Raw genomic sequence first — 25,329 nt, 5'->3', positions numbered from 1 at the left:
TTGTTTATTAAAGATAACAATATAAATTTGTAACTCTCTAAAAAACTTGCACTACACATGGAATCATTACGTATTAAAGCTAGTAGTAAATCTTATATCCACTTTTAGTACATGCCTACACTAACTTAACATGAATAAATTGAAAATTCAATCTTTTTATAGTTTACTAAAACTAAAAAAGTGTATGGAAACCCATACACTTTTTTACTTAGTCTGTAAATATGGCGGTAATTGTTGCAACTGCTCTTTATCTTTTTCACGCTCTCTACGTGCCCACCTAAAAAATACATAACCAATAATCGTACCGTACACTATTTCCTGGACAATTTTCATAATGATGCCACCTGTTTGTTGATCTTGTACGACTGGCATCCAGTGTAAAAATTCTGGTCCAGTTATATTTAAATCAGATAAAGTTCCCGCTGGTACACATAGTTCCATCGCCTTCATCCAAGCAGCCGGATCCGTATACGTTGCAAATAATGGCGCCGTCGCAAAAATGATTAACGCGCAAGCTGGCGTTAATAATATACCGTTAGCAAACATATAACCCAGTTTCTTTATATCACTTAACGTTTGATATTCTGGTAATGGATTTAGCATCGGCCACCACATCATGATTGCGGTAAAGAACAATATAGCGAGACAAATAGGATGAGCAATTTGACTTTGTTTTACTGTATCAAAAACAACTGGTAAATGATAAAAAGAAAACAGGCCATTAAATACAAACAATGCAATAAGTGGCTTAGCAAATATCTTCAATATAATTTGAACGAACTTAAAAGAAGTAATATAACGATATAACCAAACTGGTATACCAAGCAACAATAACGGTGGAACTGCAATATACATAACTGCCATTTCAAACATATGTGCACTAAATATAATATGACCAATTAAATCAATAGGCCCTCCCTTTACAAAATACAAAAGAACAATCCCGGTCGTAAAATAAAAAACTTGCTTCTTACTTACCTTTTTCGCATGTTCAAATCGCATTCTATATGGCCCAATAATTAAAAAGTACCCGATAAGGATCGAAAGCATAAATAGTAAAAAGATTGGACTCCATAGAGCTTGAAAACCAAATATCCACAAGTTACTCATTGTCACACCTACCTTCTTAAGATTATCCTTTCACATAACATGAAGAGGGAGCTGTGACGACACAAGCTCCCTTATTCTTCACTTTTCAAATCCACACAATTGTCATAAAAGCTAAAATTGTAATTAACCCGATCAACAGACCAGAATAAAGAAAGAAACTTGCCGCTTCATGTCCTTTATGACTCATATGCATAAAATAATACAATTGAAAAATTACTTGTACCACTGCTAATAGTAAAATAAATGGTACTGAGAAAGTCGGACTAAAAGTTTTCGGATATGCGACTGCTGCAAATGCAACTAATGTTAAAAAAATCATTAATGCAAATGTAATAACTTGATGCTTCATTTCCTCCGCACTTTTTCTCTTCCGATAAACAAGATCAACTTTAGGATTATTCATTTGCTTTATCGCCATTGTTTATCCCACCATTCCCATCAAATATACTACAGTGAAAATAAACACCCAAACTACGTCAATAAAGTGCCAATAAATCGATGCAACATAAAACTTCGGTGCATTGTATAAATTTAGACCTCTCTTCGCATTTCTAAAGATTAATGTTAAAATCCAACATAATCCAAACAATACGTGGAGACCATGTGTACCAACAAGAGCATAAAACGCGGAACCAAATGCACTACTTCTCATAGTATGCTTAAATTCATGCGTATAATGATAAAACTCATATATCTCAAATGCTAAAAACCCTAAACCTAGCAACACTGTTACTAATAGCCAAAGTTGCATTTTCTTAAAGTTAAAGTTTTTCATATGATACATCGCATATACGCTCGTTAAGCTACTCGTTAATAAAAGCATCGTCATAATGAAAACGAGTGGCATTTGGAACATCTCTTGAGATGTTGGTCCACCATTTGTAGAATTCTTTAACGCTAAATATGTGCCAAACAAGGAAGCGAACAATACTGTTTCGCCTCCAAGAAATAACCAAAAACCGACGAACTTATTTTTTCCCTCAAGGGTTGCTTTTTCAGGCTCTGCTGGAAATGTTTCATTCGTTAATTTTTCATCTACATGCATTATGCCTTGCCCCCCTTATCTTCTAAATCTTCCTTATGAATATGATATCCATGATCATCGATTACTGAACGTAGGAACATTGTACCAAATGTAATGATTAAACCGATAATTGCTACTAATAACCAAAACTTATCTTTTCCACCCTGCATATACATTGCACCGAATGCCGCTATAAATAATCCTAAAGAAATGATAAATGGTGAAAACGATGGATTTGGCATATGAATATCACCAATTGGTTCCGCCGCTGTCATCTCTTTATTCCCTTCACGTTTTTCAATCCAAAACGGATCTAACCCGCGAACAAATGGTAATTGTTTAAAGTTATATTCTGGTGTTGGTGCTGGCATTGTCCATTCTAATGTACGTGCATCCCATGGATCACGACCAGCCTTTTCTTTTGAAACTGTCGTTTTAATTACATTGAATAGAAGAACAATCGTTCCAAGAGCCATAAATACCGCTCCAATAGAACTAATCATATTCCCCATTTCCAACCCTTGGCCTTCAAGATATGTGTAGTAGCGACGTGGCATACCAATTAAACCAAGGAAATGCTGTATGAAGAACGTTAAATGGAAACCGATAAAGAATAGCCAAAATGTTATCTTTCCTAACGTTTCATTCAATACTTTATTAAACATCAGTGGCCAATAATAATGAGCTCCTGCAAGTAAACCAAATACAACACCGCCGACAATTACATAATGAAAGTGAGCTACTACGAAATAGTTATCATGAAATTGATAATCCGCTGGTGCAGATGCTAGCATAACACCTGTAACTCCACCCATTACGAATGATGGAATGAAAGCTACTGCCCACATCATCGGTGTCGTAAAACGAATACTTCCTCCCCACATCGTAAAGAGCCAGTTGAATATTTTAATACCGGTCGGTACTGCAATCGCCATTGTTGCAACTGAGAAAATAGCATTTGCAACTGGACCAAGTCCAACAGTAAACATATGATGCGCCCATACCATAAATCCTAAGAATCCAATTAATACTGTCGCAAACACCATCGACGAATAACCAAATAATCGTTTTTTCGAAAATGTCGCGAAGATTTCTGAGAATATTCCGAAAGCTGGGAGTATAAGAATGTATACTTCTGGATGACCGAAAATCCAGAATAAATGCTCCCATATAATCGTATTCCCGCCCAATGCTGGATTAAAGAAACTTGTTCCAAATAAACGATCTAACATTAAAAGTCCTAATCCTACAGTTAACGGCGGAAAAGCGAATAATATTAGAGAAGATGTTACAAATGTCGTCCATGTAAACATCGGCATACGCATATACGTCATTCCTGGCGCACGCATATTAATAATGGTTACAAGGAAGTTAATACCTCCAATTAATGTACCAATACCGGAGATTTGCAAGCCGAGTACATAAAAATCAACACCATGGCCTTTAGAGGCTAAAGCTAAAGATGCATAAGATGTCCAGCCTGCATCAGGTGCTCCACCTAAAAACCAACTTAAATTTAAAAATACTCCACCAAAGAAAAATAACCAAAATCCGAGTGAATTCAAAAACGGGAACGCTACATCACGTGCACCAATTTGAAGTGGTACAGCGGCGTTCATAAATGCAAACACGAGTGGCATAGCTGCGAGGAAAATCATTGTTGTACCGTGCATCGTTAATACTTGATTATAAGCATCCCCAACAAGAAAAGCGTTGTTAGGAATCGCTAATTGAAGGCGAATAAATAGAGCTTCTATTCCGCCTATTATAAAAAACAATCCACCTGCAATTAAATAGAGAATGGCAATCTTTTTATGGTCTACTGTCGTTAAATAATCCCATATGACAGCACCCATCCCCTGTTTTTTTGCTACAGAACTCACGTTTTCAACCTCCCCTTCGCGAATAATCCCTCTTTACTTTTCAACTTTTAACGTTTGTAAGTATGCATTTAATGCATCAATTTGATCATCCGTTAAGTTGCCATATTTACCAGTCATTTTATTTCCTGGTTTCATATTTTCAGGATCTTTCAGCCATTTTTTTAAGTTTTCTTCATTGTTTTCGGCAATACCGGCAACCATATCGCGATCCGCAAAGTTTGCTAAGTTTGGTGCGATACGAGCGGAAGGTGGTCTACTATCATTAGATCCAACTGCGTGACAACCAATACAGCTTTTATTAAATATTTCTTGGCCCTCTTGCGCCTTTGTTGAAGCTACTTCTTTCTTCCCATCAATCTTCTTCATATCAGCAAGCCACTTTTTGTACTCGCTTTCATCTAAAGCTTTCACTTTGAATTGCATTAAAGAATGTGATGGGCCGCAAAATTCTGTACAAAAACCATTATAAGTGCCCGATTTATCTGCCTTTAACCACATTTTGTTCACATTGTCTGTATTTGTATCCATTTTCCCAGCTAAAGATGGAACCCAAAACGAATGTTTAATATCGGCACCCTTCAAATTCAAATACACTTTCTTACCTGTGGGGATGACTAAATCTTGAGAAGTTACTATTTTTTCTGATTTATAAGAAAATTCCCACCAATAAAGATTCGCTGTTACATCAACAACGATAGTATCTTTATCAATATTCTTTTTCTCCATCGCACTTACATCAGCAAGTTTGAATGTATATGTAACCGTCGGAACAGCTAAGATTAACAAAAGAATAATCGGAATAACTGTCCAAATAATTTCTAGTTTGTGATTCCCTTCAACTTGCTCAGGAATATAATCTTCCTGACCTTTCTTTTGTCGGAAACGCACAATTACATATAAGAAAATAATAGTAACTACTAGTACTACTCCTACCATAATCGCAGTTGCTAGTAAGAGCAAATCATATTGCATTTTTGCTACTTCTCCTTGCGGAATTAAAGTAGATTGAAAGGCTTTACCGCATCCCCCTAACAGTAAAGCCAGCAGTGAAACGAACGAAAGCAGTCGCCACTGTTTCTTCATACAAACAACCCCCACTTTCCTTGTGAATTAGATTGTACTTTATAGTTAAGTAAAGTAAATCTCAACGTAAAGAAATCCAATTATGTCGTTGTCTTAGAAGAATGTAACTACAATCATTGATACAAATAAGATTGTTAAATAATTTAGGGAATAAACAAACATTTGTACGGACCATTTGATGTCATCTTGCTTACGGAAGCCATAAAATCCTAAAACGATCCATCCGATGTTTAACAATGTTGCAATTACCATAAATGTTATCCCTAGTCCACTCATATAAAATGGTAGTGGTAATAAACATACTGTCCAAATCATAATTTGGCGTTTCGTAATTTCAAATCCATGAACTACAGGAAGCATTGGAATTCCTGCATTTCGATATTCATCAACACGTTTCATCGCTAATGCGAGGAAATGTGGGATTTGCCAAATAAACATAATTAAAAATAACATCCAAGCAATTGGATGGCCTAAAGATGGATCGATTGCTGCCCATCCAATTAAAGGTGGAACTGCTCCAGATATACTACCTACAACAGTATTTAGTGTATACTTTCTCTTTGTCCATAACGTATATAAGACAACATATGTGAAAGCACCAATAAATCCCATTAATACTGCCATTGGTGTTGTTAATAATAAAAATACAAATCCAAGAAGTAATATAACTAGTCCAAATGTAAGTGCAAATCCCGGTTTATACTTCCCAGTAACTGTTGGACGGGTTTTTGTTCTTTCCATTAACGGGTCGATGTCTCGATCAATGTAGTTATTTAAACAACATACCCCTGCCATAATTAATCCAGAACCAACGATTGTAAAGAATAACTTATCCAGATTGTCCATCACACTTAATCCATTAAAATGTAATGCCAACCAAAATCCTGTAAATACAGTAAGTGTATTTGAGTTTACAATCCCCATTTTAACGAGCGCTGATAAATCTTGTAGCCGAGTTGTTTCCGGTACACTTGTAACAGCTGACTCATCATGCAGCTCACTTGTTGCATGGCTCATCACTTTAACCCCCTCTTAAAACTTTCATCTTTCTTTTTGCGCCTATTTCGAATGAAATATTTCGCTTCTATATAGCAATATTATTACAGTAGAAATATTGTTAATCCATTCTACTACTAATCTACGCCCATACTCCAATATATTAAATCATATTTCCCGAACATTTTGTGAAGAAAACATGAACTTTTTGTGTCGAATATAAAAACTTAATTCTTACTTGTCCTTATCATAACATGATGTTACCTTCTATAATAAACTTTTTTGTCATATTTAACACGTATTCTCCCCATATCTTTTCAAAATAGCCTGTTTTTCACCTAAAAATTCCCTTATACATCCTATTTCCACACCCATTTTCTCTCCCCTGTCTGCCCCCGCCATTTCTTTGCTATTTTATTATTTTTTATATATCATAGGAACTAGCGCTTTTTATTCTATACATAATGGAATGAAAATATTTCGCAATAACTTCATAGCAGAAAGATGGTGAAATAGATTGCAACGCTTTATTAAATGGTTAGCAGTCATTACGAGTCTTGATTTATTAATAGTTTTACTAGGAGGCGCCTTAGTTACAAAAACAGGTTCTGGCCAAGGGTGCGGTAAATCATGGCCACTTTGTAACGGTGAATTTGTTCCATCTAATTTATCAATGGAAACTATTATTGAACTAAGTCACCGCCTTACATCAGGATCAGCAGGAATTCTTGTCACTCTCCTTTGTATTTTGTCCTGGAAATATTATAAACATGTGCGCGAAACAAAAACGTTAGCAATTTTATCCTTCGTATTTTTAGTTGCGCAAGCATTAATGGGAGCGGCAGCAGTTGTTTGGGGACAAATGCCAGCTGTACTTGCTATCCATTTCGGTATTTCCTTAATTTCATTTGCTTCTGTCATTTTATTAACGTGTCTTATCTTTGAAATTGATCAAAAATTTGATGCACGTTCACTTATTATGGACAAAAAAATGAAATTTCATATTTATGGTGTAACAATTTACAGTTATATTGTCGTCTACACAGGTGCTTTAGTACGTCACGAACGAGCTAGCTTAGCCTGTCCAGACTTTCCTTTATGTAGCAAAAATAGACCTATGCCAACTCAACTACATGAATGGGTTCAAATGGGACATAGAGTTGCAGCGATGTTAATTTTCGCTTGGATACTATACGCGATGATTCTCGCTATTCGCCATTACAAGCAGCAGCCTGTCGTATACTGGGGATGGATCATTTCATTTATCCTTGTTACACTTCAAGCTATCGTAGGAATTTTAGTCGTATTTACAAATGCTAATTTAGTAATGGCATTATTACATTCACTATTCATTTCTTGCTTGTTTGCTGTACTATGCTATTTAGTTATGTTAGGTACACGAAGTAAAGTGAATGCAAAAGAAGCTGAATCAACTTCTAAACAAACAAAATAAAGTTAAATTAAAATACCTTGCCGAATTGGCAAGGTATTTTTTGCAATAAAGTGAAACTTTAATCAGTGGGGGTCTTCATCCCCCACTGATTATTAGCCCGCACCAATCAGACTTTTATGGGCAGTTGATCCCCCATCTAACATCTTTGTTTTCGCTGAATTTTGAGGCGGGTGTCTTACTGCCCGGCGAATAGCGGAAAAAAAAGAGCTGCATTTACACAGCTCTTTTTCTTTTTTAGTGATCTAATTCAATGAGTAAGTCACCCGTCTGAATTGCATCTCCATCGTTAACATATACTTTTTTCACTTTCCCATTGAACGGCGCTTGAACTGTCGTTTCCATTTTCATCGCTTCTGTAATTGCCATAGAATCGCCTTTTTTCACTTCATCGCCTTCTTTAACAACTACTTTAATAACCGTTCCTGGCATTGTTGCACTAATGTGGTTTGGGTTTTCACGGTTTCCTTTCACACGTTGTGCCACTGTTGCTTTCACACTTTCGTCTTTCACAACTATCTCACGTGGTTGACCGTTAAACTCCAAGTAAAGCACACGATTTCCATCTGGCTGAGGCTCTCCGATTGATACTAGTTTAACCATCAATGTTTTACCTTGTTCGATTTCCACATTGATTTCTTCACCAAGTCTCATACCATAGAAGAATGTCGGTGTATCAAGCACAGATACACTTCCATAAAGCTCAGCAACTTTTTCGTAATCCATAAATACTTTTGGATATAATGCATATGCAACTACATCAAAAATCGTCACTTCGCGTCCAAGCTTATGGAATAGCTCTTCTTTTAACGCGTCGAAATCTACTGGCTCTAATAATTCACCCGGTCTTACTGTTAATGGCTCTTTCCCTTTTAAAATAATTTCTTGCAACTTTTTCGGGAAACCACCATACGGTTGTCCTAAATCTCCTGAGAACATTTCAACAACAGATCCTGGGAAGTCCATAGAATGCCCACGCTCTAAAACATCTTGTTCTGTTAAGTGATTTTGAACCATAAATAATGCCATATCACCGACAACTTTAGATGATGGCGTTACTTTAACAATATCGCCAAACATGTCATTCACACGGCGGTACATTACTTTCACTTCATCGAAGCGATCTCCTAAACCAACCGCTTTCGCTTGTTGTTGTAGATTACTATACTGTCCGCCTGGCATTTCGTGCATATATACCTCTGTATGAGGTGCATTCATACCACTTTCAAACGGTGCGTAGTATTTACGTACATCTTCCCAATAATGAGATAGTTTTTCTAATGAATCTATATTAACGTCTGGCTGTCTTTCGTTTCCACCTAATGCATAGTATAGCGTGTTCGCACTTGGTTGTGACGTTTGACCAGCCATAGAACTTACTGCTACATCGACAATGTCAACACCTGCTTCAATTGCCTTTGTATACGTTAATATACCATTTCCACTCGTATCGTGTGTATGCAAGTGAATCGGAATCGATACCGTCTCTTTTAATGCAGAAACTAAATCATATGCCGCATTAGGTTTTAATAAGCCTGCCATATCTTTAATTCCTAATATATGTGCTCCTGATGCTTCTAACTCTTTTGCTAAGTTTTTATAGTAATTTAAATCATATTTACTACGTAACGGATCATGAATATCTCCTGTGTAGCACATTGTTGCTTCTGCAATTTTACCAGTATCTCGTACAGCATCAATCGCAACTCTCATACCTTCTACCCAGTTTAAGCTATCAAAAATACGGAACACATCAATTCCAGCTTGAGCAGAACATTCCACAAATTTTTGAATTAAATTATCCGGATAGTTTTTGTAACCAACTGCGTTTGAAGAACGAAGTAACATTTGGAATAAAACGTTTGGCATTTTTTCACGAAGATCTAGTAATCGTTCCCATGGATCTTCCTTTAAGAAACGATATGCAACATCAAACGTTGCACCACCCCACATTTCCGCTGAGAATAGGTTCGGTAACATTCTCGCTGTCGGCTCTGCAATTTGATGTAAATCTTTTGTACGAATACGCGTCGCCAGTAATGACTGATGCGCATCACGGAATGTTGTATCCGTTAAAAGTACACGCTTTTGATCTTGTACCCATTTTACTAATCCATCCGCTCCACGCTCATCCAAAATTTGTTTCGTTCCATTTTGAACCGGCTCTGAGTGTAATACATTCGGTATACGAGCATCCGGGAAAATTGGTTTCTCTTTTTTCCCTACTCCTGGGAAGCCATTTACTGTTACTGACCCAATGTAATTTAACATTTTTGTTCCGCGGTCTTTACGTTTCGGGAACAGGAATAGTTCAGGTGACGCATCAATAAATGAAGTGTCATATTCTCCTGATAAGAAGTTTTTATGTTTTACTACATTCTCTAGGAATGGAATATTTGTTTTAATACCACGAATACGGAACTCTTTTAAGTTACGTTCCATTTTCGCAGCAGCTTGTTCAAAAGTAAGTGCCCATGTTGTAACTTTTACAAGTAAAGAATCATAGTACGGTGTAATAACAGCACCTTGGAAACTATTACCTGTATCAAGACGAACACCGAAACCACCGCCTGATCGGTATGCCATAATTTTTCCTGTATCCGGCATGAAATTATTTAGTGGGTCCTCAGTCGTTACACGAGATTGGATCGCAAATCCATGAACAACTACTTCCTCTTGCTTCGGAACACCTACCATTTTACTATGTAATGCATGTCCATCAGCTATTAAAATTTGCGATTGAACGATATCTACCCCTGTGATCATTTCTGTAATTGTATGTTCAACTTGAACACGCGGATTTACTTCAATAAAGTAAAACTCATCACCTTTTACAAGAAATTCTACTGTTCCTGCGTTTAAATAATTTACATTTTTCGTTAATTTCACAGCAGCATCACAAATACGCTGACGCAAATCATCTGAAAGCGACACACTAGGTGCAATTTCTACCACTTTTTGGTGACGACGTTGTACAGAACAGTCACGCTCGTATAAATGAACAACATTGCCCTCTTCATCTGCTAAAATTTGAACTTCTATATGTTTAGGTTTTTCAACGAATTTTTCAACGTATACTTCATCATTACCAAAGGCTGCTTTCGCTTCTGACTTCGCTCGATTATACGATTCTCTTAATTCTTCACTACTACGTACAATACGCATACCACGACCACCACCGCCAAGGGAAGCTTTAATAATAATCGGGTAATCATACTTTTCAGCAAATTCTCCAACTTCTTCTACTGAATTTACCGGTCCATCACTACCAGGAATAACTGGAATTTGTGCTAGCTGCGCTTGTGTTCTTGCTTTCACTTTATCTCCAAACATATCTAAATGCTTACTCTTTGGACCAATAAAGATAATCCCTTCTTCTTCACAACGTTTTGCGAATTGAATATTTTCTGACAAGAAACCATATCCAGGGTGGATTGCATCTACATGATTACTTTTCGCAATCTCAATAATGCCCTCAATATCTAGATAAGCATCAATTGGCTTTTTCCCTTCCCCAACTAAATAGGACTCATCGGCTTTATAACGATGATAAGAACCACTATCCTCTTTAGAATAGATTGCAACTGTTTTTAATCCAAGTTCCGAACAAGCTCGAAACACACGAATTGCAATCTCTCCACGGTTAGCTACCAATACTTTTTGAATACGTTGCAGCTTTGTCATGATTTTCCCCCTCTACTTTCCTACCACTCTAGAGATAAAATATATACACACCATAAAGAGCGTGAAGTTCTTCACTTTCTACATTATATTATACTTAGAAAGCTTCACTTTATTTTTATCCATCATACCTTATTTTTTAACAAATGATAAGTTTTCTGATCAATTTGTTTCACAAAAATAGTATAGCATACCTCTTCCTTTTCTAACAACTTAATTGTATATCACATTTAATTTAATGTGATATATTTTTTAGTGTATATACCAATTAATGCATCCTATTTAATATTTCTTGCACATAAAAAAACACATCGCGCTCTAAAGCACAATGTGTTTTTTATTTTACTACAACAAGACGCGGTCCATCTTGCTCTCTTTCTTTCATTACCTCATTTTGTTGTTTCTCTTGTCGTTTTACATGACTAGCAACATTTAATAATATACCCATCGCAATTAGATTAGCCAATAACGAACTACCACCATAACTAATAAACGGTAAAGGTACTCCTGTAAGTGGTATTAATCCAGACATACCACCAACATTAACAAAAGTTTGTATCCCAATTAAACTTGCAATTCCGATTGCAATTAAACTTCCAAATGGATCTTTACACTTCTGTGCTACTCTAAACGAACGAATGATAATAAGTAGTAAACAGATTAAAATGATAGCTACACCTATAAAACCTAGTTCTTCAGATATAATCGCCATAATAAAATCCGTTTGCGGCTCTGGTAAGTAGCCATACTTTTGTATACTATTTCCTAGTCCTCTACCATTTAACCCACCTGAGGCAATTCCAATAAATGAATTTATTAATTGAAATCCATCTTTTTGCGGATCGCTAAATGGATCAAGAAAAACTGAAAATCGAGCTTTTTGGTACTGACTTAATTTATAGTTTCCGATAAAATACAACGCCGGAACCCACACGACAGATGTTAATAAAAATCTTTTAATCCACAAGTTAACATTAACTCCTGAACAGAAGAACATAATTAACACTGTTCCACCTATTAATATGTCAGTTCCTAAGTCATTTTGTAATAAAATTAACACCATCGATCCACCGACAACAAATATAGGAGGTATTATCCCTTGAAAAAAAGGGGTTTGCCTCTCTTGTTTCTTAGCAAAAAAACTTGCTAGCGTAATAATAACTGCTATTTTTACAAACTCAGCTGGTTGTATACCTAGTATCCATCCTTTTGCACCATTGATTACCTTACCGAAAAGGAAAGCTGCTGTTAGTAAGCCGAGACTCCCTAACCCCATCGCTGCAAGCACTATTTTTTTCTTCCAAAATTTATAAGGAATTACAGCGACAATCACTAGTATTACCGTTCCAATAGCAAGAGCAACTAATTGTTTTTTAAAAAAGTGATCTGCTGGCCAGTTATATTTCGACGAAATCGCGACAATGGAACTAGAACTATATACCATTATAACTCCCAACACACATAAGATAACAAGAGGAAGTAATAATGAATAATCCATTGATTTCCATACTCTTTTCATTTCATTTCCTCTTTCTGTTTCAATTTAATTATTGTTGTATTCCATATGTACATTGATTCTTCCTGCTTTATTATACAAATAAAAAGCCCAAACTATTTCAGTTTGAGCCCCCCTATTTGAACCCGTTATTGTTGTTTGTTCGTAAATGCTTCATGAAGTGCAGATAACTCACGTTCAAGCTCTCCTAACATTGCTTTCCCTTGTTCTTCTGCAATAAGACCAAGGCGAACTGCAAAATCGACCTCGCGGGATAGTCCAAACATTTGTGTGTCTAACACTTCTTCATATAATGGACATTGCGGCATTGTAAGGTTGTCCATTTGCACCTTAATAAGTCTTAAAATCTTCTCCGCATCCGCTTGTAGAAGGGCTAGTGCCTTTTCCTGATGATTTGATACTGTCTCAGACGCCAAATTGATTCCCTCCGTTTCCGTCCTACTCTCTCCTATCTATTAATATTAGCGATAGTTTTAGTAAATTGCAATAGAAACATTTTTTGTGACAACCGTGTCTAATGCTATTATACTGAAAAGTGGGAGTATAACACAAATGGGGGAACAACAATGAGCGAAATTTTATTTATTAATGGAAAAGTTCGTTTTCCAATCACTATCGATCCAACTGTTTGGATCTTTGATGATCGAAAAGTAGATTTGACAACTTACTTTGATGAAACAAGAGAAAACACTTCAGAACTAGAAGCTTATTTAAAAAACACTTCAGAGCATTGGGATCGCGAAATCCGTGATGGTGCTGCGTTTCCACCGATACAACAAAGTGTAAAGAAATATAAAAAAGAACAACTAATTACTGGAACGTTCGGTATACCATTTCATCCATTTCTTGCTAACGCCGAAATTTTAGAGGACGCTACGCAAGTCGAAATTGAAACAGTAGATCAAACAATAATACTTCCATTAGAAACTGTAGAAAATGCTATTCTTGGTTTTTCAAAAGAAGGAAAGCCATTAAAAGAGGATGGACCTGTTCATCTATATTACAATGATGGATCTAATAGACAAAATCCAATCCGTAACATCCGTAAATTTACAATTATTTAAAGTGTATACTTGGAAGAAAAAGGAGTGAGCCTCAGCTCACTCCTTTTATAATAAATCCGCTGCAAGTTGAGCTAAATTAGACCGCTCCCCTTTAACAAACTTTACATGACCACTAATACGTTGCTCTTTAAACTTCTCTACAACATATGTTAAACCATTATTATATTCATCCAAATACGGGTGATCAATTTGCTGAGGATCTCCCATTAATACAATTTTACTTTTTTCTCCTACCCTTGTTAATATCGTTTTCACTTCATGCTTCGTTAAATTTTGTGCTTCATCAATTATAATGAACTGATCTGGAATACTTCTCCCACGTATATAGGTAAGGGCCTCTACTTCAATCGAACCCATTCCAGCTAAAATAGCATCTAACTCTCCTGGCTTTTTCGTATTAAATAAATACTCTAGATTATCAAAAATCGGTTGCATCCATGGTCTTAACTTTTCTTCTTTTTCTCCTGGTAAATAACCGATATCTTTTCCGACTGGAACAATTGGCCTTGCAACGAGTAGTTTTTTATATAGTCCTAAATCTTCCGTTTGCATGAGTCCTGAAGCCAACGCGAGTAATGTTTTTCCTGTACCAGCTTTCCCTGTTAACGTGACTAGCGGAATATCTTCACGAAGCAACAATTCTAATCCCATAATTTGCTGCACATTTCGTGGTCGTATCCCCCATACTTGTTCATTGTGAAAAATAAGTTTCTTTACCTTCTTACCTAAATGATCCACAATGCCAAGTGCTGAACTAGATCCCCCTAATGCATCTTTCATTACTACAAACTGATTTGGATAAAAAGGGTGATTTGCAATTTCGGATAAAGGCAATTCACCTTTTTCATAAAAATAATCTAATTGCTCTTTTGATATATACCCTTCTAAAAATCCTGAATATATATTATCTACTTCAATTACACGATCACTTAAATAATCTTCCGCTTTCAAACCAATTGCATCAGCTTTTACCCTTACGAGCACGTCTTTACTTACTAAAATAACAGACTTCCCGTCCTCTTTTTCTTGTTCTTCTAAAGATAGATTTTTTGCTACAGCTAAAATTCGATTATCATTTGTTTTTTCTACAAAAATATCTTGTAGTTGAACAAATGAACGATGATTTAATTCAATACGAAATGTACCGCCGTTTTCTAACGGAATACTTTCATGCAGCTTTCCTATTTCACGAAATTTGTCTATTAACTTAGATACATAACGAGCGTTTCGTCCTACTTCATCCATATAACGTTTTTTCGAATCAACCTCTTCTAATACAACTGCTGGAATCACTACTTCATTTGTTTCAAATGAAAAAATAGATAAAGGATCCTGCAAAAGTACATTCGTATCTAACACATAAATTTTATCCAACCTGTTACCCCCTGACTCCACTTTTAAATTTGTAGAACAAGGGTTTCATCCATAAAATATGGACGAACCATTGTTATAATTATATGTACCGTATAAACGAGGTAGAATCGAAATTCATAGCCATGAAACCTTTTATTTATTTTTTATTCATTTCTATTCAATATATTACTTTTAATTATAATTATTAACATAAAATCACAATAACTGATTACAAAAGTTAATAACTTATTTTCTTATTTATCACATTTATAATTCTTTTATTCCTACTAACACTTGGTTATCCAGCTTTTTCGCTGCGCGAATATCATATGTTTTTTCATAGGTTGGCTCAGTTGCAAGCTTCGCTCCATAAAACATAACATCACGTACTTCTTGTACCTTTACTTCTATTACAGTTAATTTTAGAGGAATGCCTTCCATTCTATCAGTCAAAATTTCACCTGCACCACTTATGGAAAATACGGATTCATTCGCCATTATAGTCAATACTAGCCCAGTACTATGCCGTATATTTTCCACAATACGTGAACGTTGATCTACTGCAAATCGAATACTAGTTTTACTCACTGCATACACCCAAGAAATAGCACTTACGTTAGGAACTTGTTTTTCGAAGTCTGTTGTTGCTACCATAACAATACATTCTTTACGTAACGTTTGTACTAAATCATCTGTTAATGTAGGATCTACTACATTCGCCATATTTCCACCTCCAAATATACTTACTATATCCTTATCATAACTTATTTTTCGAATTGCGAAAATATTATTTTTTCCCGCTATTATTCAAAAATATTACACTTCCATGATATACTTATACTGATAGAATTCGTATTGAGGTGACGAAATGAGAGTCAAGTGTATGATTTGTGATAAAAAAGATATGTTAGATGATGAAAATCCTATGGCAAAAAAACTACGTAACCGCCCTATTCATACATATATGTGCATGGAATGTTCGGAACGAATTGCAGAACGTACGATGGAACGTCATGCAAGTGGTAATTTCCGATTATACCGTGATAAAAAAGTCGAAGACGATTGGTAAAATGTGAATAAGTCCTTAATCATATAGATAAGGACTTATTTATATTTTTCAGGTTCACGATTCATTTGATCCAAAAAACAATCAATAGCTTCTAGCGGAAACCTTGCAGATTTTCTTTCTCCATTCATTTCATATGTAATCAAATACATTTCTTCATTCTTTTTAACTTCCACATTCTTTAATTTATGTTCTTCATATATCATATTTTCAAATAACAAATACGTTTCTTGTGCAGCACGATCATCTGGACGTGCTTCAGCAACTGTTTTAATTGTTAACCAATTATATAACGCATCTTGTACTGAACGCATAAAAATTTGCCCCCTCACCCTGCTTTTTGTTGTCTCGCTTGACGTAAACGCAACCTATAAATCCCAAGTACAATTGCCGCTACAACAAGGCCCTCTCCAACAGGTAAAAAAACTGCAAAGAAAGTTAAAACTGTACATCCAATCGCTAACGATATATATATCACTATATTTTTTATTATTGATAGTTTTCTTGCAAAACCTAAATTATACACAAGTGCACTTAATATAATAATGATGCCATACAGCAACCACATCCCTAGTTCCGGATTTTCATCAACTTTACATAATTTCGCAAAAAACGACATTCTTTCTAACATCATTCATCCCCCTTTCTCACAAGAAACAAATTTTATTTATGTACTTAATACAAGAGTAACCCGCAAAAAAAATACTGTCCACAAAAAGAGTAAATATTCCAAAAATAAATACAATAAAAAACAGCTACCCCTCAAAGGTAGCTGTTCTATTATTTTACGCTTCTACAGATTTCTTTTTCTTAGCAGCTCTTTCGCGCTCGCTCTTATCAAGAATCTTTTTACGTAGACGAATTGATTCTGGAGTTACTTCACAGAACTCGTCATCGTTTAAATACTCTAATGACTCTTCTAAAGTCATTAAGCGAGGTTTTTTCATTGTTGAAGTTTGATCTTTCGTCGCAGAACGAATATTAGTTTGTTGTTTCATTTTTACAACGTTAACTGTTAAGTCATTCTCACGAGTATGTTCTCCAACAATCATACCAGCATATACTTCTGTACCTGGTTCAACGAAGATTACACCACGGTCTTCAACTTGCATAATACCGTATTGTGATGCTTTTCCTGTTTCAAGTGAAACTAGAACACCTTGGCGACGTCCACCAACTTGTCCAGCGTGTACTGGTTGGTAGCAATCGAATGTATGGTTTAAAATACCGTAACCACGAGTTAATGTTAAGAATTCTGTTGTGTAACCAATTAAACCACGTGCTGGAACCATGAAAGTAAGGCGAACTTGACCGTTTCCGTTATTCACCATATCTAACATTTCACCTTTACGTGCACCCATAGATTCCATAATAGAACCAGTGTATTCTTCAGGTACATCGATTTGCACGCGCTCTACAGGCTCACATCTTACGCCATCAACTTCTTTAATAATTACTTCAGGCTTAGATACTTGTAGTTCATAACCTTCACGACGCATGTTTTCAATTAGGATAGATAAATGTAATTCCCCGCGTCCAGATACGATCCACGCATCAGGAGAATCCGTATTATCTACACGTAAACTTACATCTGTTTCTAATTGTGAACGAAGACGCTCTTCAATTTTACGAGATGTAATGAATTTACCTTCACGACCTGCAAATGGGCTGTTATTTACAAGGAATGTCATTTGTAGTGTTGGCTCATCAATACGTAATAATGGTAAAGCCTCTTCATGCTCAACCGGACATACCGTTTCACCTACGTTAATGTCTTCCATACCCGAAACAGCTACTAAATCTCCAGCTTTTGCTTCTTCAATTTCTTGACGTTTTAATCCAATGTAACCAAATAATTTCGTTACACGGAATTGTTTTACAGTTCCATCAACTTTCATTAATGCAACTTGTTGTCCTACTTTCATTGTACCACGGAATACGCGTCCAACCCCGATACGACCAACATAGTCATTGTAATCAAGAAGTGCTACTTGGAATTGAAGTGGCTCTTCGCTGTTATCAACTGGTGCTGGAATATGTTCAATAATTGTGTCAAACAATGATTTCATATTCTCTTCTTGATTTGCTGGATTTGAATCTAAGCTTGCTGTTCCGTTCATTGCTGATGCAAATACAACTGGGAACTCTAATTGATCTTCGTTTGCACCAAGTTCGATGAATAAGTCAACTACTTCATCAACTACTTCATCAGGGCGAGCGAAGTCACGGTCAATTTTGTTTACAACAACGATTGGAGTTAAGTTTTGCTCAAGAGCTTTCTTTAAAACAAATCGTGTTTGTGGCATACAACCTTCATATGCATCAACAACAAGTAGAACACCATCAACCATTTTCATGATACGTTCTACTTCTCCACCGAAGTCAGCGTGACCAGGTGTATCTAAAATGTTAATTCTTTTATCTTCATAGTGAATCGCAGTATTCTTCGCTAAAATTGTAATACCACGTTCTCTTTCTAGATCGTTTGAGTCCATTGCGCGTTCTTCAATATGTTCATTCGCACGGAACGTCCCCGCTTGACGTAATAACTGGTCAACAAGTGTTGTTTTACCATGGTCAACGTGGGCAATAATTGCTATATTTCGTAAATCTTGTCGTTTTTTCAACATGTCCAACTCCTAATGTCTTTTTAATCCTTCTCTATTATAAGAGCGAAGGGGATACAATGGCAATCAAAATAAAATCAAGAATGAAAATATAGTTGTATTCTTACTTTTGTGAAAGTAAAATGAGATTGGAGGGTGAAGAAATGGAACACATTCAATATCGCTTTTTATTAACTGCAATTATCGGTGTTATTTTCTTAATCGGTATCGGCATTATGGTTGCTGAAAATAGTCCCATCGGTATTATTATTTGCATTATCGGCACATTTGTTACAGTTGGATACGGTTTTGTAACAAAAAGAAAAATGCGTAAATCGAAATAACGTCAAAAAGTAAGAAGCGCTTATACAGCCTCTTACTTTTTTTGTTACTCCGCTATAAATCGTAACAACTCTTCATACACTCCTGGTTTTGCAACTAATACGCTGCTCTTCTCTACGATAGAAAGCGGGGATCCAGAAAAAGTTGTCACCTTGCCTCCAACTTCCTCTACAATTATCTGTCCCCCACCAAAATCCCATGGTGATAATCTCGGCGTTACATATGCATCTATTCTTCCTGTTGCAACGTATACCATCTCTAACGCTGCACAGCCATATGATCTCGTGCCTCTTGCTTTCTTAACCAGTGCCATCATACTTTCCTTATTAAGCATTGGATTGTCGGTAAGCCATATCGCATTTAAAGCTACAATACCTTGCTCTACAGTTCCTTTTTCCAATAAAGGTATTGGTACTTCATTACAAAATGCTCCAGCTCCCTTTACCGCATGGTATAATTCATCATGAACTGGATCATAAATGAGTCCAACCTTTCCGATACCGTTCTCATAAATTCCAATTGAAATTGCGAAATTTCTTTTTTGATGAACAAAGTTCATCGTGCCATCAATTGGATCAATTAACCAAACAACCCCATCAGAAGAAGTTACCTCATCTCCATAACCTTCTTCTCCTAAAATATTATGGTTCGGGAATGTTTCTTTAATTTTCCCAATTAAAAACTGTTCTATTTCTCGGTCCATATTTGTTACTAAATCAGCTGCATTGGATTTCGTTTCTATAATAAGTGCTTTTTCCATTGATGCCATTAAAAACTCTCCTGCATCTCGAATCCACTGTTTGGCGTGTGCATCGATGTCTTTCCATACTTCTTGCATGTTTAAACACTCCGATCTATACTGTTCACAGAAAAAACGAACCCTTTATAAGGTTCGCACCAACTAATTTTTTATACATATACTATTATTACGCTTCTAAACGAATCATTTCAAGTCTTAACACTTCTAACTTTTGTACACACTCTTCTTTTTTCAGTTTATCATTTTCCATCATCGCATCATATAAAGTTGCTAATTCATAATCTAGCTCCAAACGTAGCACCGGTATTCTCTTTTCAGCATCTGTTCTCTTTAACGCATTAATCACCTGTCTCATATTATTTGCCTCCTCCCAATATTCGTCTGCCCTCGGACTAGAATTGATTCAATATTCTGATTTTTTGTTTTATACTATACTATGTTGGATAAATCATCTATGCAACAAAATTATATTTTTTTATTTAAATTTTTTTGTGCTGTTTTTTTTATGAATAGTACAAGCTATGCTAAAATAAAAGCAAAATAGGAGTTGGAGGAACAATCATGACACTACAAACATTCAAGTCAACTGATTTTGAGGTCTTTACAGTTGATGGTCTCGAAGAACGAATGAGTGCAATTAAAACGAACATTCATCCTAAGCTTGAAGCTTTAGGGGAACAGTTTGCAACGTATTTATCCAAACAAACTGATGAGAACTTTTTTTATCATGTAGCAAAACATGCACGCCGCAAAGTCAATCCACCAAACGATACTTGGGTTGCTTTTTCAACAAATAAACGCGGTTATAAAATGCTGCCACATTTCCAAATTGGATTATGGGGTACTCATGCCTTCATATACTTTGGTTTAATCTATGAGTGTCCACAAAAAGTGGAGACGGCTCACGCCTTCTTAGAACATTTAAATGATTTAAAAACAAATATTCCAAATGACTTCGTTTGGTCCATTGACCATACTAAGCCAAGTGTAAAATTACATAAAACACTTGAAACAAAAGACTTACAAAAGATGATTGAACGTCTAGCTACTGTGAAAAAAGCAGAATTATTAGTTGGGATTCATATATCACCAGAGGAGTTTTCAGCAATGACCAACGAACAATTCCTTGCTAAGATTGAATCTACGATGCAATCACTCCTTCCTTTATATGCACTTTGTAATCGATAGTAGAAAACGGACAATTTATATTGTCCGTTTTTAGTTGTTATCACATTATATCACTTCAGTTTTCATTTTTCAAAATTTTTTTACATTTTCACAAGCTTTTGTTCTTCAGTTTCTTTCGCCCTTTGAATCGCACGGTATATAGAATATCCACTTACTTCTTGAAACTCTTTATCAATTTTCTTCTCTTCTGCTTTAGATGGAACAATCTCTTTAAAACGACGATATAATCCCATTAATTCTTCTCTTATAATTCCTTTTTCATATGCTTTCTCAATTGCTTCATAAAACTTCACAATTACAACCATTTCCTCATTTAACCAATTATAATCTAACGGATATTGATATTCCATTTCGCACCTCATTTATCATTTCTTCTTATTTCAACATGCTATCTTAAAGGGGGGGGTTTTCTTCTTCACTATAGCCACTTTGCATTATACACTATTTATTCATTGTGATGGAATTGTCTTCCTCTATAAGTTAATTGGAAATAACTATTTAACATACTCACCGTAAAAATATTTTTTTCTATACATCTATAATTATTGGTGATATAATGCTTTTGTTTTATAGAAAATAAAGTGAACCTACCATCTCAAAAATGCTTTTGTGATCGGCAGAAAAACAAGTCTCATTCTAAAAAGCACTTAACTTTTTTAGAACAAGATTATATAAAACAAACTCTAATAAATATTATGAAAAAGAAGGGGTGTATAGATTGTCCCAATACGAAACACCATTGTTTACCGCTTTAGTTGAGCACAGTAAGCGAAATCCAATTCAATTCCATATTCCTGGTCACAAAAAAGGACAGGGCATGGATCCTACATTTCGCGAATTTATTGGGCATAATGCATTAGCAATTGATTTAATTAATATTGCGCCGCTCGATGATTTACATCATCCAAAAGGTATGATTAAAGAAGCACAAGATTTAGCAGCCGCTGCATTTGGTGCAGATCATACTTTCTTTTCTATTCAAGGTACAAGTGGTGCAATAATGACAATGGTGATGAGCGTGTGCGGTCCTGGTGACAAAATCCTAGTGCCACGAAACGTGCATAAATCAGTAATGTCAGCTATTATTTTCTCAGGTGCAAAACCGATTTTCATGCATCCTGAAATCGATCCAAAACTTGGTATTTCACACGGAATCACAATTAAATCTGTCAAAAAGGCACTTGAAGAGCATTCAGATGCGAAAGGCTTACTTGTTATTAATCCAACATACTTTGGCTTTGCTGCGGACTTAGAACAGATTGTCCAATTAGCCCATTCTTATGATATCCCTGTACTAGTTGATGAGGCTCATGGTGTTCATATTCATTTTCACGATGAATTGCCGATGTCAGCGATGCAAGCCGGTGCAGATATGGCAGCAACAAGTGTTCACAAATTAGGAGGATCTTTAACGCAAAGTTCTATTCTTAACGTGAAGGAAGGCCTTGTGAACGTTAAACATGTTCAATCTATTATTAGCATGCTTACGACTACATCAACTTCTTACATCTTGTTAGCATCCCTAGATGTTGCTAGAAAACGTCTTGCTACAGAAGGAACAGCACTCATAGAACAAACAATTCAGTTAGCGGAACAAGTTCGTGATGCTATTAATGCTGTTGAGGATCTTTACTGTCCTGGGAAAGAAATGCTAGGTACAGATGCTACTTTTAACTACGATCCTACAAAGATAATTGTATCTGTAAAAGATTTAGGTATTACAGGCCATCAGGCTGAAGTATGGCTTAGAGAGCAATATAACATTGAAGTAGAACTCTCGGATTTATACAACATACTATGTCTTGTCACTTTTGGGGATACAGAAAGTGAGACAAATACACTTATTGCAGCATTACAAGATTTAGCAGCAACATTTAGAAATAAAGCCGATAAAGGTGTTCAAATACAAGTAGAAATTCCAGAAATACCAGTGCTAGCACTTTCTCCTCGAGATGCTTTTTATTCGGAAACAGAAGTCATTCCGTTTGAAAATGCAGCAGGTCGTATTATAGCTGATTTCGTTATGGTTTATCCGCCAGGGATTCCAATCTTTACTCCGGGGGAAATTATTACACAAGATAACTTAGAGTATATTCGTAAAAACTTAGAAGCGGGTTTACCTGTACAAGGTCCTGAAGATATGACATTACAAACATTACGTGTGATTAAAGAGTACAAGCCTATCAGTTGATAGGCTTTTCTTTCACCTTTTTTCTCTTTTCCCATACGATATTAAGTAATGTAACGTATAGGTGGGGATACTATTATGATTGTAATAGGCCGTTCTATTGTACATCCTTATATCACAAATGAATATGAGCCATTTGCAGCTGAGAAACAACAAATTTTATCAATAATGGCAGGAAATCAAGAAATTTATTCCTTCCGAACATCTGATGAACTCAGCTTTGATCTAAATTTGCGAGTGAATATTATTACTTCTGCATTAGAACTTTTTCAAAGTGGATTTCAGTTTCGCACATTTCAACAATCCTTTTGCAACCCCCAGTATTGGAAAAGAACACCACTTGGAGGATTCGAGCTACTACCAAACATACCCCCTTCCATTGCCATACAAGATATTTTCAAAAACGGAAAACTATATGGAACTGAATGCGCCACCGCTATGATCATTATTTTTTACAAAGCTTTACTATCATTATATGAGGAAGAAACTTTCAACCGTCTCTTTGCAAACCTTTTACTTTATACGTGGGACTACGATCAAGATTTAAAGCTCATAACAAAAACGGGTGGCGATCTTGTTCCAGGTGATCTCGTTTATTTTAAAAATCCACAAGTGAATCCAGCTACGATCGAGTGGCAAGGAGAAAATACAATCTATCTAGGAAATTTCTTTTTTTACGGACATGGCGTAGGTGTAAAAACAAAAGAGGAAATTATATACTCATTAAATGAACGACGAGTCCCTTACGCTTTTATTTCAGCTTTCTTGACCGATACTATTACCCGTATTGATAGCCGTCTCATGAGCCACTACGGCTCTCCTAGCACTCCACAGACATCGATAGGATTTATTCCAATTAGAGATGATGCAATCGTTGCAACAGTTGGCCATACAACTACAATTTATTAAAAAAAGCGCCTACATATGTAGGCGCTTCTTCTTATTTAAGCTTTTGTATGTTCTTTATGGTCACAGTCGCAATGAGATCCACATTTTCCGTATAGTACTGTTGATTTTTCATCTTCAAAATGTCCGATTGTTCCTTCACATACTTGGCATACGATTGTTCCCATTTTTCATTTCCCCCTGAGTTTTAATAATAATCTACTTATTTATAATTAAGCTTTCGCCTTGTCTCTATTAGCACAGTCACAATTTGTACCACATTTTCCGTAAAGCACTGTCGTTTTTTCATCTTCAAAATGTCCGATTGTTCCTTCACATACTTGGCATACGATTGTTCCCATTTTTCATTTCCCCCTAAGTTTATGGTCCTAAAAACTTTTAGCTGTCCATTTCCTATCAATTATTGGGCTTTTGTATGCTCTGTGTGATCACATCCGCAAGATCCACATTTCCCGTAAAGTACCGTTACTTTCTCATCCTCGAAGTGTGCAATTGTACCTTCACAATCTTGACATACGATCGTTCCCATTTTCCATTTCCCCCTAAGTTTATAATCCCAAAAACTTTTGTAACCGCTTAACTTTCTGTCTTTATTTTAATATGTTATACTTTTTACGTCAATAGGTTTTTAGTATAACACATTAAATATTTTTAATTTAAATTAGTATGCGATATTCAAACAAAAAAACAGCCATATTTATACGTACGACTGTTTTACATTAATTATTCTTCATATTCCGCATGCAAAGAAGTAGATGGGACTAAAAATTTAAAAAACTGAGCTAACTCTGCCGCTTCCTCTTCTGACCCTAATTTAAAAACTTCCTGTATATGTTGCACATTCTCTACATCATCTCTTCCAAGTAAAGTAGACCTTCCTGTTTGCATACAAACAATGAGCGGCTTTCCAAAAAACATATTTGTATAAATAACACCAAAATCATAACGAGTATCATATGTCATAAACCCCAAAAATCGTACCTTCACACTTTCATGCTCATCATACAATTTTTCAAACATCGGTTTCCACCTTTCTACATCACCTTTCATTAGTATATTAAACAAAAAAAGGAATACTCCTTTTAATTGTCAAAAAATTCAGTAGGATGTAGA

28 protein-coding genes are annotated in these 25,329 nt (G+C 35.7%); 7 read left to right on the top strand and 21 right to left on the bottom strand.

Annotated features, from left to right (window positions below; genetic code table 11):
* Window positions 1-204 precede the first annotated feature (204 nt).
* The 6 genes from ctaG to ctaB all read right to left on the bottom strand — a co-directional run bounded on the left by ctaG (window position 205) and on the right by ctaB (window position 6,117).
* On the bottom strand, window positions 205-1,110 hold the full coding sequence (gene ctaG / locus ABH961_RS12780) for a cytochrome c oxidase assembly factor CtaG (protein WP_000069010.1): 906 nt from the start codon (window positions 1,108-1,110) through the stop codon (window positions 205-207).
* 85 nt (window positions 1,111-1,195) lie between these two features.
* The gene (gene ctaF / locus ABH961_RS12775; protein ID WP_000985692.1) at window positions 1,196-1,528 is read right to left on the bottom strand and encodes a cytochrome c oxidase subunit IVB; all 333 of its coding nucleotides are present in this window, start codon (window positions 1,526-1,528) and stop codon (window positions 1,196-1,198) included.
* Between the two features lie 3 nt (window positions 1,529-1,531).
* Complete coding sequence (ctaE, locus tag ABH961_RS12770; RefSeq protein WP_000557858.1) at window positions 1,532-2,155, bottom strand: cytochrome c oxidase subunit III; 624 nt, start codon at window positions 2,153-2,155, stop codon at window positions 1,532-1,534.
* Window positions 2,155-3,990: a cytochrome c oxidase subunit I gene (gene ctaD, locus ABH961_RS12765; protein ID WP_170956742.1), complete on the bottom strand. Its 1,836-nt coding sequence runs from the start codon at window positions 3,988-3,990 to the stop codon at window positions 2,155-2,157. The genes ctaE and ctaD overlap by 1 nt, the downstream gene beginning before the upstream one ends.
* Before the next feature lie 60 nt (window positions 3,991-4,050).
* Window positions 4,051-5,100, bottom strand: coding sequence for a cytochrome c oxidase subunit II (gene coxB, locus ABH961_RS12760; protein ID WP_000745278.1), 1,050 nt, complete (start codon window positions 5,098-5,100; stop codon window positions 4,051-4,053).
* 93 nt (window positions 5,101-5,193) lie between these two features.
* Window positions 5,194-6,117 (bottom strand): protoheme IX farnesyltransferase, encoded by a 924-nt coding sequence (gene ctaB / locus ABH961_RS12755; protein WP_000017546.1) that lies wholly within the window; start codon window positions 6,115-6,117, stop codon window positions 5,194-5,196.
* Between the two features lie 496 nt (window positions 6,118-6,613).
* On the opposite strand from ctaB, the gene ctaA reads away from it, so the two are divergent.
* Window positions 6,614-7,549 carry a heme A synthase gene (gene ctaA, locus ABH961_RS12750; RefSeq protein WP_001188735.1) on the top strand — a complete coding sequence of 312 codons (936 nt, stop codon included), beginning with the start codon at window positions 6,614-6,616 and terminating at the stop codon, window positions 7,547-7,549.
* Between the two features lie 234 nt (window positions 7,550-7,783).
* On the opposite strand, the gene pyc is transcribed toward ctaA, so the two are convergent.
* The 3 genes from pyc to ABH961_RS12735 form a co-directional block, all read right to left on the bottom strand.
* The gene (gene pyc / locus ABH961_RS12745) at window positions 7,784-11,230 is read right to left on the bottom strand and encodes a pyruvate carboxylase (RefSeq protein ID WP_048546114.1); all 3,447 of its coding nucleotides are present in this window, start codon (window positions 11,228-11,230) and stop codon (window positions 7,784-7,786) included.
* Between the two features lie 334 nt (window positions 11,231-11,564).
* Complete coding sequence (gene ftsW / locus ABH961_RS12740) at window positions 11,565-12,746, bottom strand: putative lipid II flippase FtsW (RefSeq protein ID WP_048546116.1); 1,182 nt, start codon at window positions 12,744-12,746, stop codon at window positions 11,565-11,567.
* A 125-nt stretch (window positions 12,747-12,871) separates the two neighbouring features.
* Window positions 12,872-13,159 carry an Fpa/YlaN family protein gene (locus ABH961_RS12735; RefSeq protein ID WP_000135698.1) on the bottom strand — a complete coding sequence of 96 codons (288 nt, stop codon included), beginning with the start codon at window positions 13,157-13,159 and terminating at the stop codon, window positions 12,872-12,874.
* A 150-nt stretch (window positions 13,160-13,309) separates the two neighbouring features.
* On the opposite strand from ABH961_RS12735, the gene ABH961_RS12730 reads away from it, so the two are divergent.
* Complete coding sequence (locus ABH961_RS12730; RefSeq protein ID WP_048546118.1) at window positions 13,310-13,807, top strand: molybdopterin-binding protein; 498 nt, start codon at window positions 13,310-13,312, stop codon at window positions 13,805-13,807.
* 45 nt (window positions 13,808-13,852) lie between these two features.
* On the opposite strand, the gene ABH961_RS12725 is transcribed toward ABH961_RS12730, so the two are convergent.
* A complete protein-coding gene (locus ABH961_RS12725; RefSeq protein ID WP_000358079.1) occupies window positions 13,853-15,181 on the bottom strand; it encodes a PhoH family protein in 1,329 nt (442 codons plus the stop codon).
* A gap of 246 nt (window positions 15,182-15,427) precedes the next feature.
* A complete protein-coding gene (locus tag ABH961_RS12720; RefSeq protein WP_048546122.1) occupies window positions 15,428-15,883 on the bottom strand; it encodes a PNPOx family protein in 456 nt (151 codons plus the stop codon).
* Between the two features lie 145 nt (window positions 15,884-16,028).
* Here ABH961_RS12720 and ABH961_RS12715 point away from each other — a divergent pair, with 145 nt between their 5' ends.
* Window positions 16,029-16,229 carry a YlaI family protein gene (locus ABH961_RS12715; protein ID WP_001995040.1) on the top strand — a complete coding sequence of 67 codons (201 nt, stop codon included), beginning with the start codon at window positions 16,029-16,031 and terminating at the stop codon, window positions 16,227-16,229.
* Between the two features lie 35 nt (window positions 16,230-16,264).
* On the opposite strand, the gene ABH961_RS12710 is transcribed toward ABH961_RS12715, so the two are convergent.
* From ABH961_RS12710 to typA, 3 genes are all read right to left on the bottom strand, one after another.
* A complete protein-coding gene (locus ABH961_RS12710; protein ID WP_046956451.1) occupies window positions 16,265-16,540 on the bottom strand; it encodes a hypothetical protein in 276 nt (91 codons plus the stop codon).
* 14 nt (window positions 16,541-16,554) lie between these two features.
* Complete coding sequence (locus ABH961_RS12705) at window positions 16,555-16,857, bottom strand: YlaH-like family protein (RefSeq protein WP_000893656.1); 303 nt, start codon at window positions 16,855-16,857, stop codon at window positions 16,555-16,557.
* Between the two features lie 154 nt (window positions 16,858-17,011).
* Complete coding sequence (gene typA, locus ABH961_RS12700) at window positions 17,012-18,856, bottom strand: translational GTPase TypA (protein ID WP_000914755.1); 1,845 nt, start codon at window positions 18,854-18,856, stop codon at window positions 17,012-17,014.
* A 140-nt stretch (window positions 18,857-18,996) separates the two neighbouring features.
* Between typA and ABH961_RS12695 the strand changes: the two genes are divergently transcribed.
* Complete coding sequence (locus ABH961_RS12695; RefSeq protein ID WP_000400128.1) at window positions 18,997-19,176, top strand: DUF5325 family protein; 180 nt, start codon at window positions 18,997-18,999, stop codon at window positions 19,174-19,176.
* A 44-nt stretch (window positions 19,177-19,220) separates the two neighbouring features.
* Here the strand turns inward: ABH961_RS12695 and ABH961_RS12690 are convergent, their stop codons facing one another.
* On the bottom strand, window positions 19,221-20,012 hold the full coding sequence (locus ABH961_RS12690) for an inositol monophosphatase family protein (RefSeq protein ID WP_048546124.1): 792 nt from the start codon (window positions 20,010-20,012) through the stop codon (window positions 19,221-19,223).
* Window positions 20,013-20,100: 88 nt separating this feature from the next.
* A complete protein-coding gene (locus tag ABH961_RS12685; protein ID WP_001250166.1) occupies window positions 20,101-20,289 on the bottom strand; it encodes a hypothetical protein in 189 nt (62 codons plus the stop codon).
* A gap of 206 nt (window positions 20,290-20,495) precedes the next feature.
* Here ABH961_RS12685 and ABH961_RS12680 point away from each other — a divergent pair, with 206 nt between their 5' ends.
* Complete coding sequence (locus tag ABH961_RS12680) at window positions 20,496-21,122, top strand: YktB family protein (protein ID WP_048546126.1); 627 nt, start codon at window positions 20,496-20,498, stop codon at window positions 21,120-21,122.
* 80 nt (window positions 21,123-21,202) lie between these two features.
* On the opposite strand, the gene ABH961_RS12675 is transcribed toward ABH961_RS12680, so the two are convergent.
* On the bottom strand, window positions 21,203-21,472 hold the full coding sequence (locus tag ABH961_RS12675) for a UPF0223 family protein (protein WP_404519467.1): 270 nt from the start codon (window positions 21,470-21,472) through the stop codon (window positions 21,203-21,205).
* Between the two features lie 368 nt (window positions 21,473-21,840).
* On the opposite strand from ABH961_RS12675, the gene speA reads away from it, so the two are divergent.
* Window positions 21,841-23,313, top strand: coding sequence for an arginine decarboxylase (speA, locus tag ABH961_RS12670; protein ID WP_404519465.1), 1,473 nt, complete (start codon window positions 21,841-21,843; stop codon window positions 23,311-23,313).
* A gap of 75 nt (window positions 23,314-23,388) precedes the next feature.
* Window positions 23,389-24,219 (top strand): protein-glutamine gamma-glutamyltransferase, encoded by an 831-nt coding sequence (locus ABH961_RS12665; protein ID WP_048546127.1) that lies wholly within the window; start codon window positions 23,389-23,391, stop codon window positions 24,217-24,219.
* A 35-nt stretch (window positions 24,220-24,254) separates the two neighbouring features.
* Here ABH961_RS12665 and ABH961_RS12660 read toward each other — a convergent pair whose 3' ends face one another.
* From ABH961_RS12660 to ABH961_RS12645, 4 genes are all read right to left on the bottom strand, one after another.
* Entirely contained in the window at window positions 24,255-24,383 is a 129-nt protein-coding gene (locus ABH961_RS12660) for a GapA-binding peptide SR1P (protein WP_048546130.1), read from the bottom strand.
* 45 nt (window positions 24,384-24,428) lie between these two features.
* Complete coding sequence (locus ABH961_RS12655) at window positions 24,429-24,557, bottom strand: GapA-binding peptide SR1P (RefSeq protein ID WP_000536801.1); 129 nt, start codon at window positions 24,555-24,557, stop codon at window positions 24,429-24,431.
* 59 nt (window positions 24,558-24,616) lie between these two features.
* Window positions 24,617-24,745 carry a GapA-binding peptide SR1P gene (locus tag ABH961_RS12650; protein WP_000536778.1) on the bottom strand — a complete coding sequence of 43 codons (129 nt, stop codon included), beginning with the start codon at window positions 24,743-24,745 and terminating at the stop codon, window positions 24,617-24,619.
* 194 nt (window positions 24,746-24,939) lie between these two features.
* Window positions 24,940-25,236 carry a DUF3055 domain-containing protein gene (locus ABH961_RS12645; protein WP_048546469.1) on the bottom strand — a complete coding sequence of 99 codons (297 nt, stop codon included), beginning with the start codon at window positions 25,234-25,236 and terminating at the stop codon, window positions 24,940-24,942.
* Window positions 25,237-25,329 lie beyond the last annotated feature (93 nt).

This window comes from Bacillus sp. RC251 (assembly GCF_044908765.1).
In the GTDB taxonomy this organism is placed as follows: Bacteria; Bacillota; Bacilli; order Bacillales; family Bacillaceae_G; genus Bacillus_A; species Bacillus_A wiedmannii.
This window is presented reverse-complemented; position numbering and strand designations above follow the sequence as displayed.

Coding starts and splice junctions, on each gene's coding strand:
- ABH961_RS12685 (WP_001250166.1), bottom strand. CDS start 20,289: ATGAGACAGGTGATTAATGCGTTAAAGAGAACAGATGCTGAAAAGAGA.
- ABH961_RS12730 (WP_048546118.1), top strand. CDS start 13,310: ATGAGCGAAATTTTATTTATTAATGGAAAAGTTCGTTTTCCAATCACT.
- ftsW (WP_048546116.1), bottom strand. CDS start 12,746: ATGAAAAGAGTATGGAAATCAATGGATTATTCATTATTACTTCCTCTT.
- ABH961_RS12720 (WP_048546122.1), bottom strand. CDS start 15,883: ATGGCGAATGTAGTAGATCCTACATTAACAGATGATTTAGTACAAACG.
- ABH961_RS12690 (WP_048546124.1), bottom strand. CDS start 20,012: ATGCAAGAAGTATGGAAAGACATCGATGCACACGCCAAACAGTGGATT.
- ABH961_RS12650 (WP_000536778.1), bottom strand. CDS start 24,745: ATGGGAACGATCGTATGTCAAGATTGTGAAGGTACAATTGCACACTTC.
- ABH961_RS12705 (WP_000893656.1), bottom strand. CDS start 16,857: ATGTTAGAAAGAATGTCGTTTTTTGCGAAATTATGTAAAGTTGATGAA.
- ABH961_RS12680 (WP_048546126.1), top strand. CDS start 20,496: ATGACACTACAAACATTCAAGTCAACTGATTTTGAGGTCTTTACAGTT.
- ctaB (WP_000017546.1), bottom strand. CDS start 6,117: ATGAGCCATGCAACAAGTGAGCTGCATGATGAGTCAGCTGTTACAAGT.
- ABH961_RS12665 (WP_048546127.1), top strand. CDS start 23,389: ATGATTGTAATAGGCCGTTCTATTGTACATCCTTATATCACAAATGAA.
- ABH961_RS12710 (WP_046956451.1), bottom strand. CDS start 16,540: ATGCGTTCAGTACAAGATGCGTTATATAATTGGTTAACAATTAAAACA.
- ctaD (WP_170956742.1), bottom strand. CDS start 3,990: ATGGGTGCTGTCATATGGGATTATTTAACGACAGTAGACCATAAAAAG.
- ABH961_RS12675 (WP_404519467.1), bottom strand. CDS start 21,472: ATGGAATATCAATATCCGTTAGATTATAATTGGTTAAATGAGGAAATG.
- ABH961_RS12660 (WP_048546130.1), bottom strand. CDS start 24,383: ATGGGAACAATCGTATGCCAAGTATGTGAAGGAACAATCGGACATTTT.
- coxB (WP_000745278.1), bottom strand. CDS start 5,100: ATGAAGAAACAGTGGCGACTGCTTTCGTTCGTTTCACTGCTGGCTTTA.
- ctaF (WP_000985692.1), bottom strand. CDS start 1,528: ATGGCGATAAAGCAAATGAATAATCCTAAAGTTGATCTTGTTTATCGG.
- ctaE (WP_000557858.1), bottom strand. CDS start 2,155: ATGCATGTAGATGAAAAATTAACGAATGAAACATTTCCAGCAGAGCCT.
- ABH961_RS12645 (WP_048546469.1), bottom strand. CDS start 25,236: ATGTTTGAAAAATTGTATGATGAGCATGAAAGTGTGAAGGTACGATTT.
- typA (WP_000914755.1), bottom strand. CDS start 18,856: ATGTTGAAAAAACGACAAGATTTACGAAATATAGCAATTATTGCCCAC.
- ctaG (WP_000069010.1), bottom strand. CDS start 1,110: ATGAGTAACTTGTGGATATTTGGTTTTCAAGCTCTATGGAGTCCAATC.
- ABH961_RS12715 (WP_001995040.1), top strand. CDS start 16,029: ATGAGAGTCAAGTGTATGATTTGTGATAAAAAAGATATGTTAGATGAT.
- ABH961_RS12655 (WP_000536801.1), bottom strand. CDS start 24,557: ATGGGAACAATCGTATGCCAAGTATGTGAAGGAACAATCGGACATTTT.
- ABH961_RS12695 (WP_000400128.1), top strand. CDS start 18,997: ATGGAACACATTCAATATCGCTTTTTATTAACTGCAATTATCGGTGTT.
- pyc (WP_048546114.1), bottom strand. CDS start 11,230: ATGACAAAGCTGCAACGTATTCAAAAAGTATTGGTAGCTAACCGTGGA.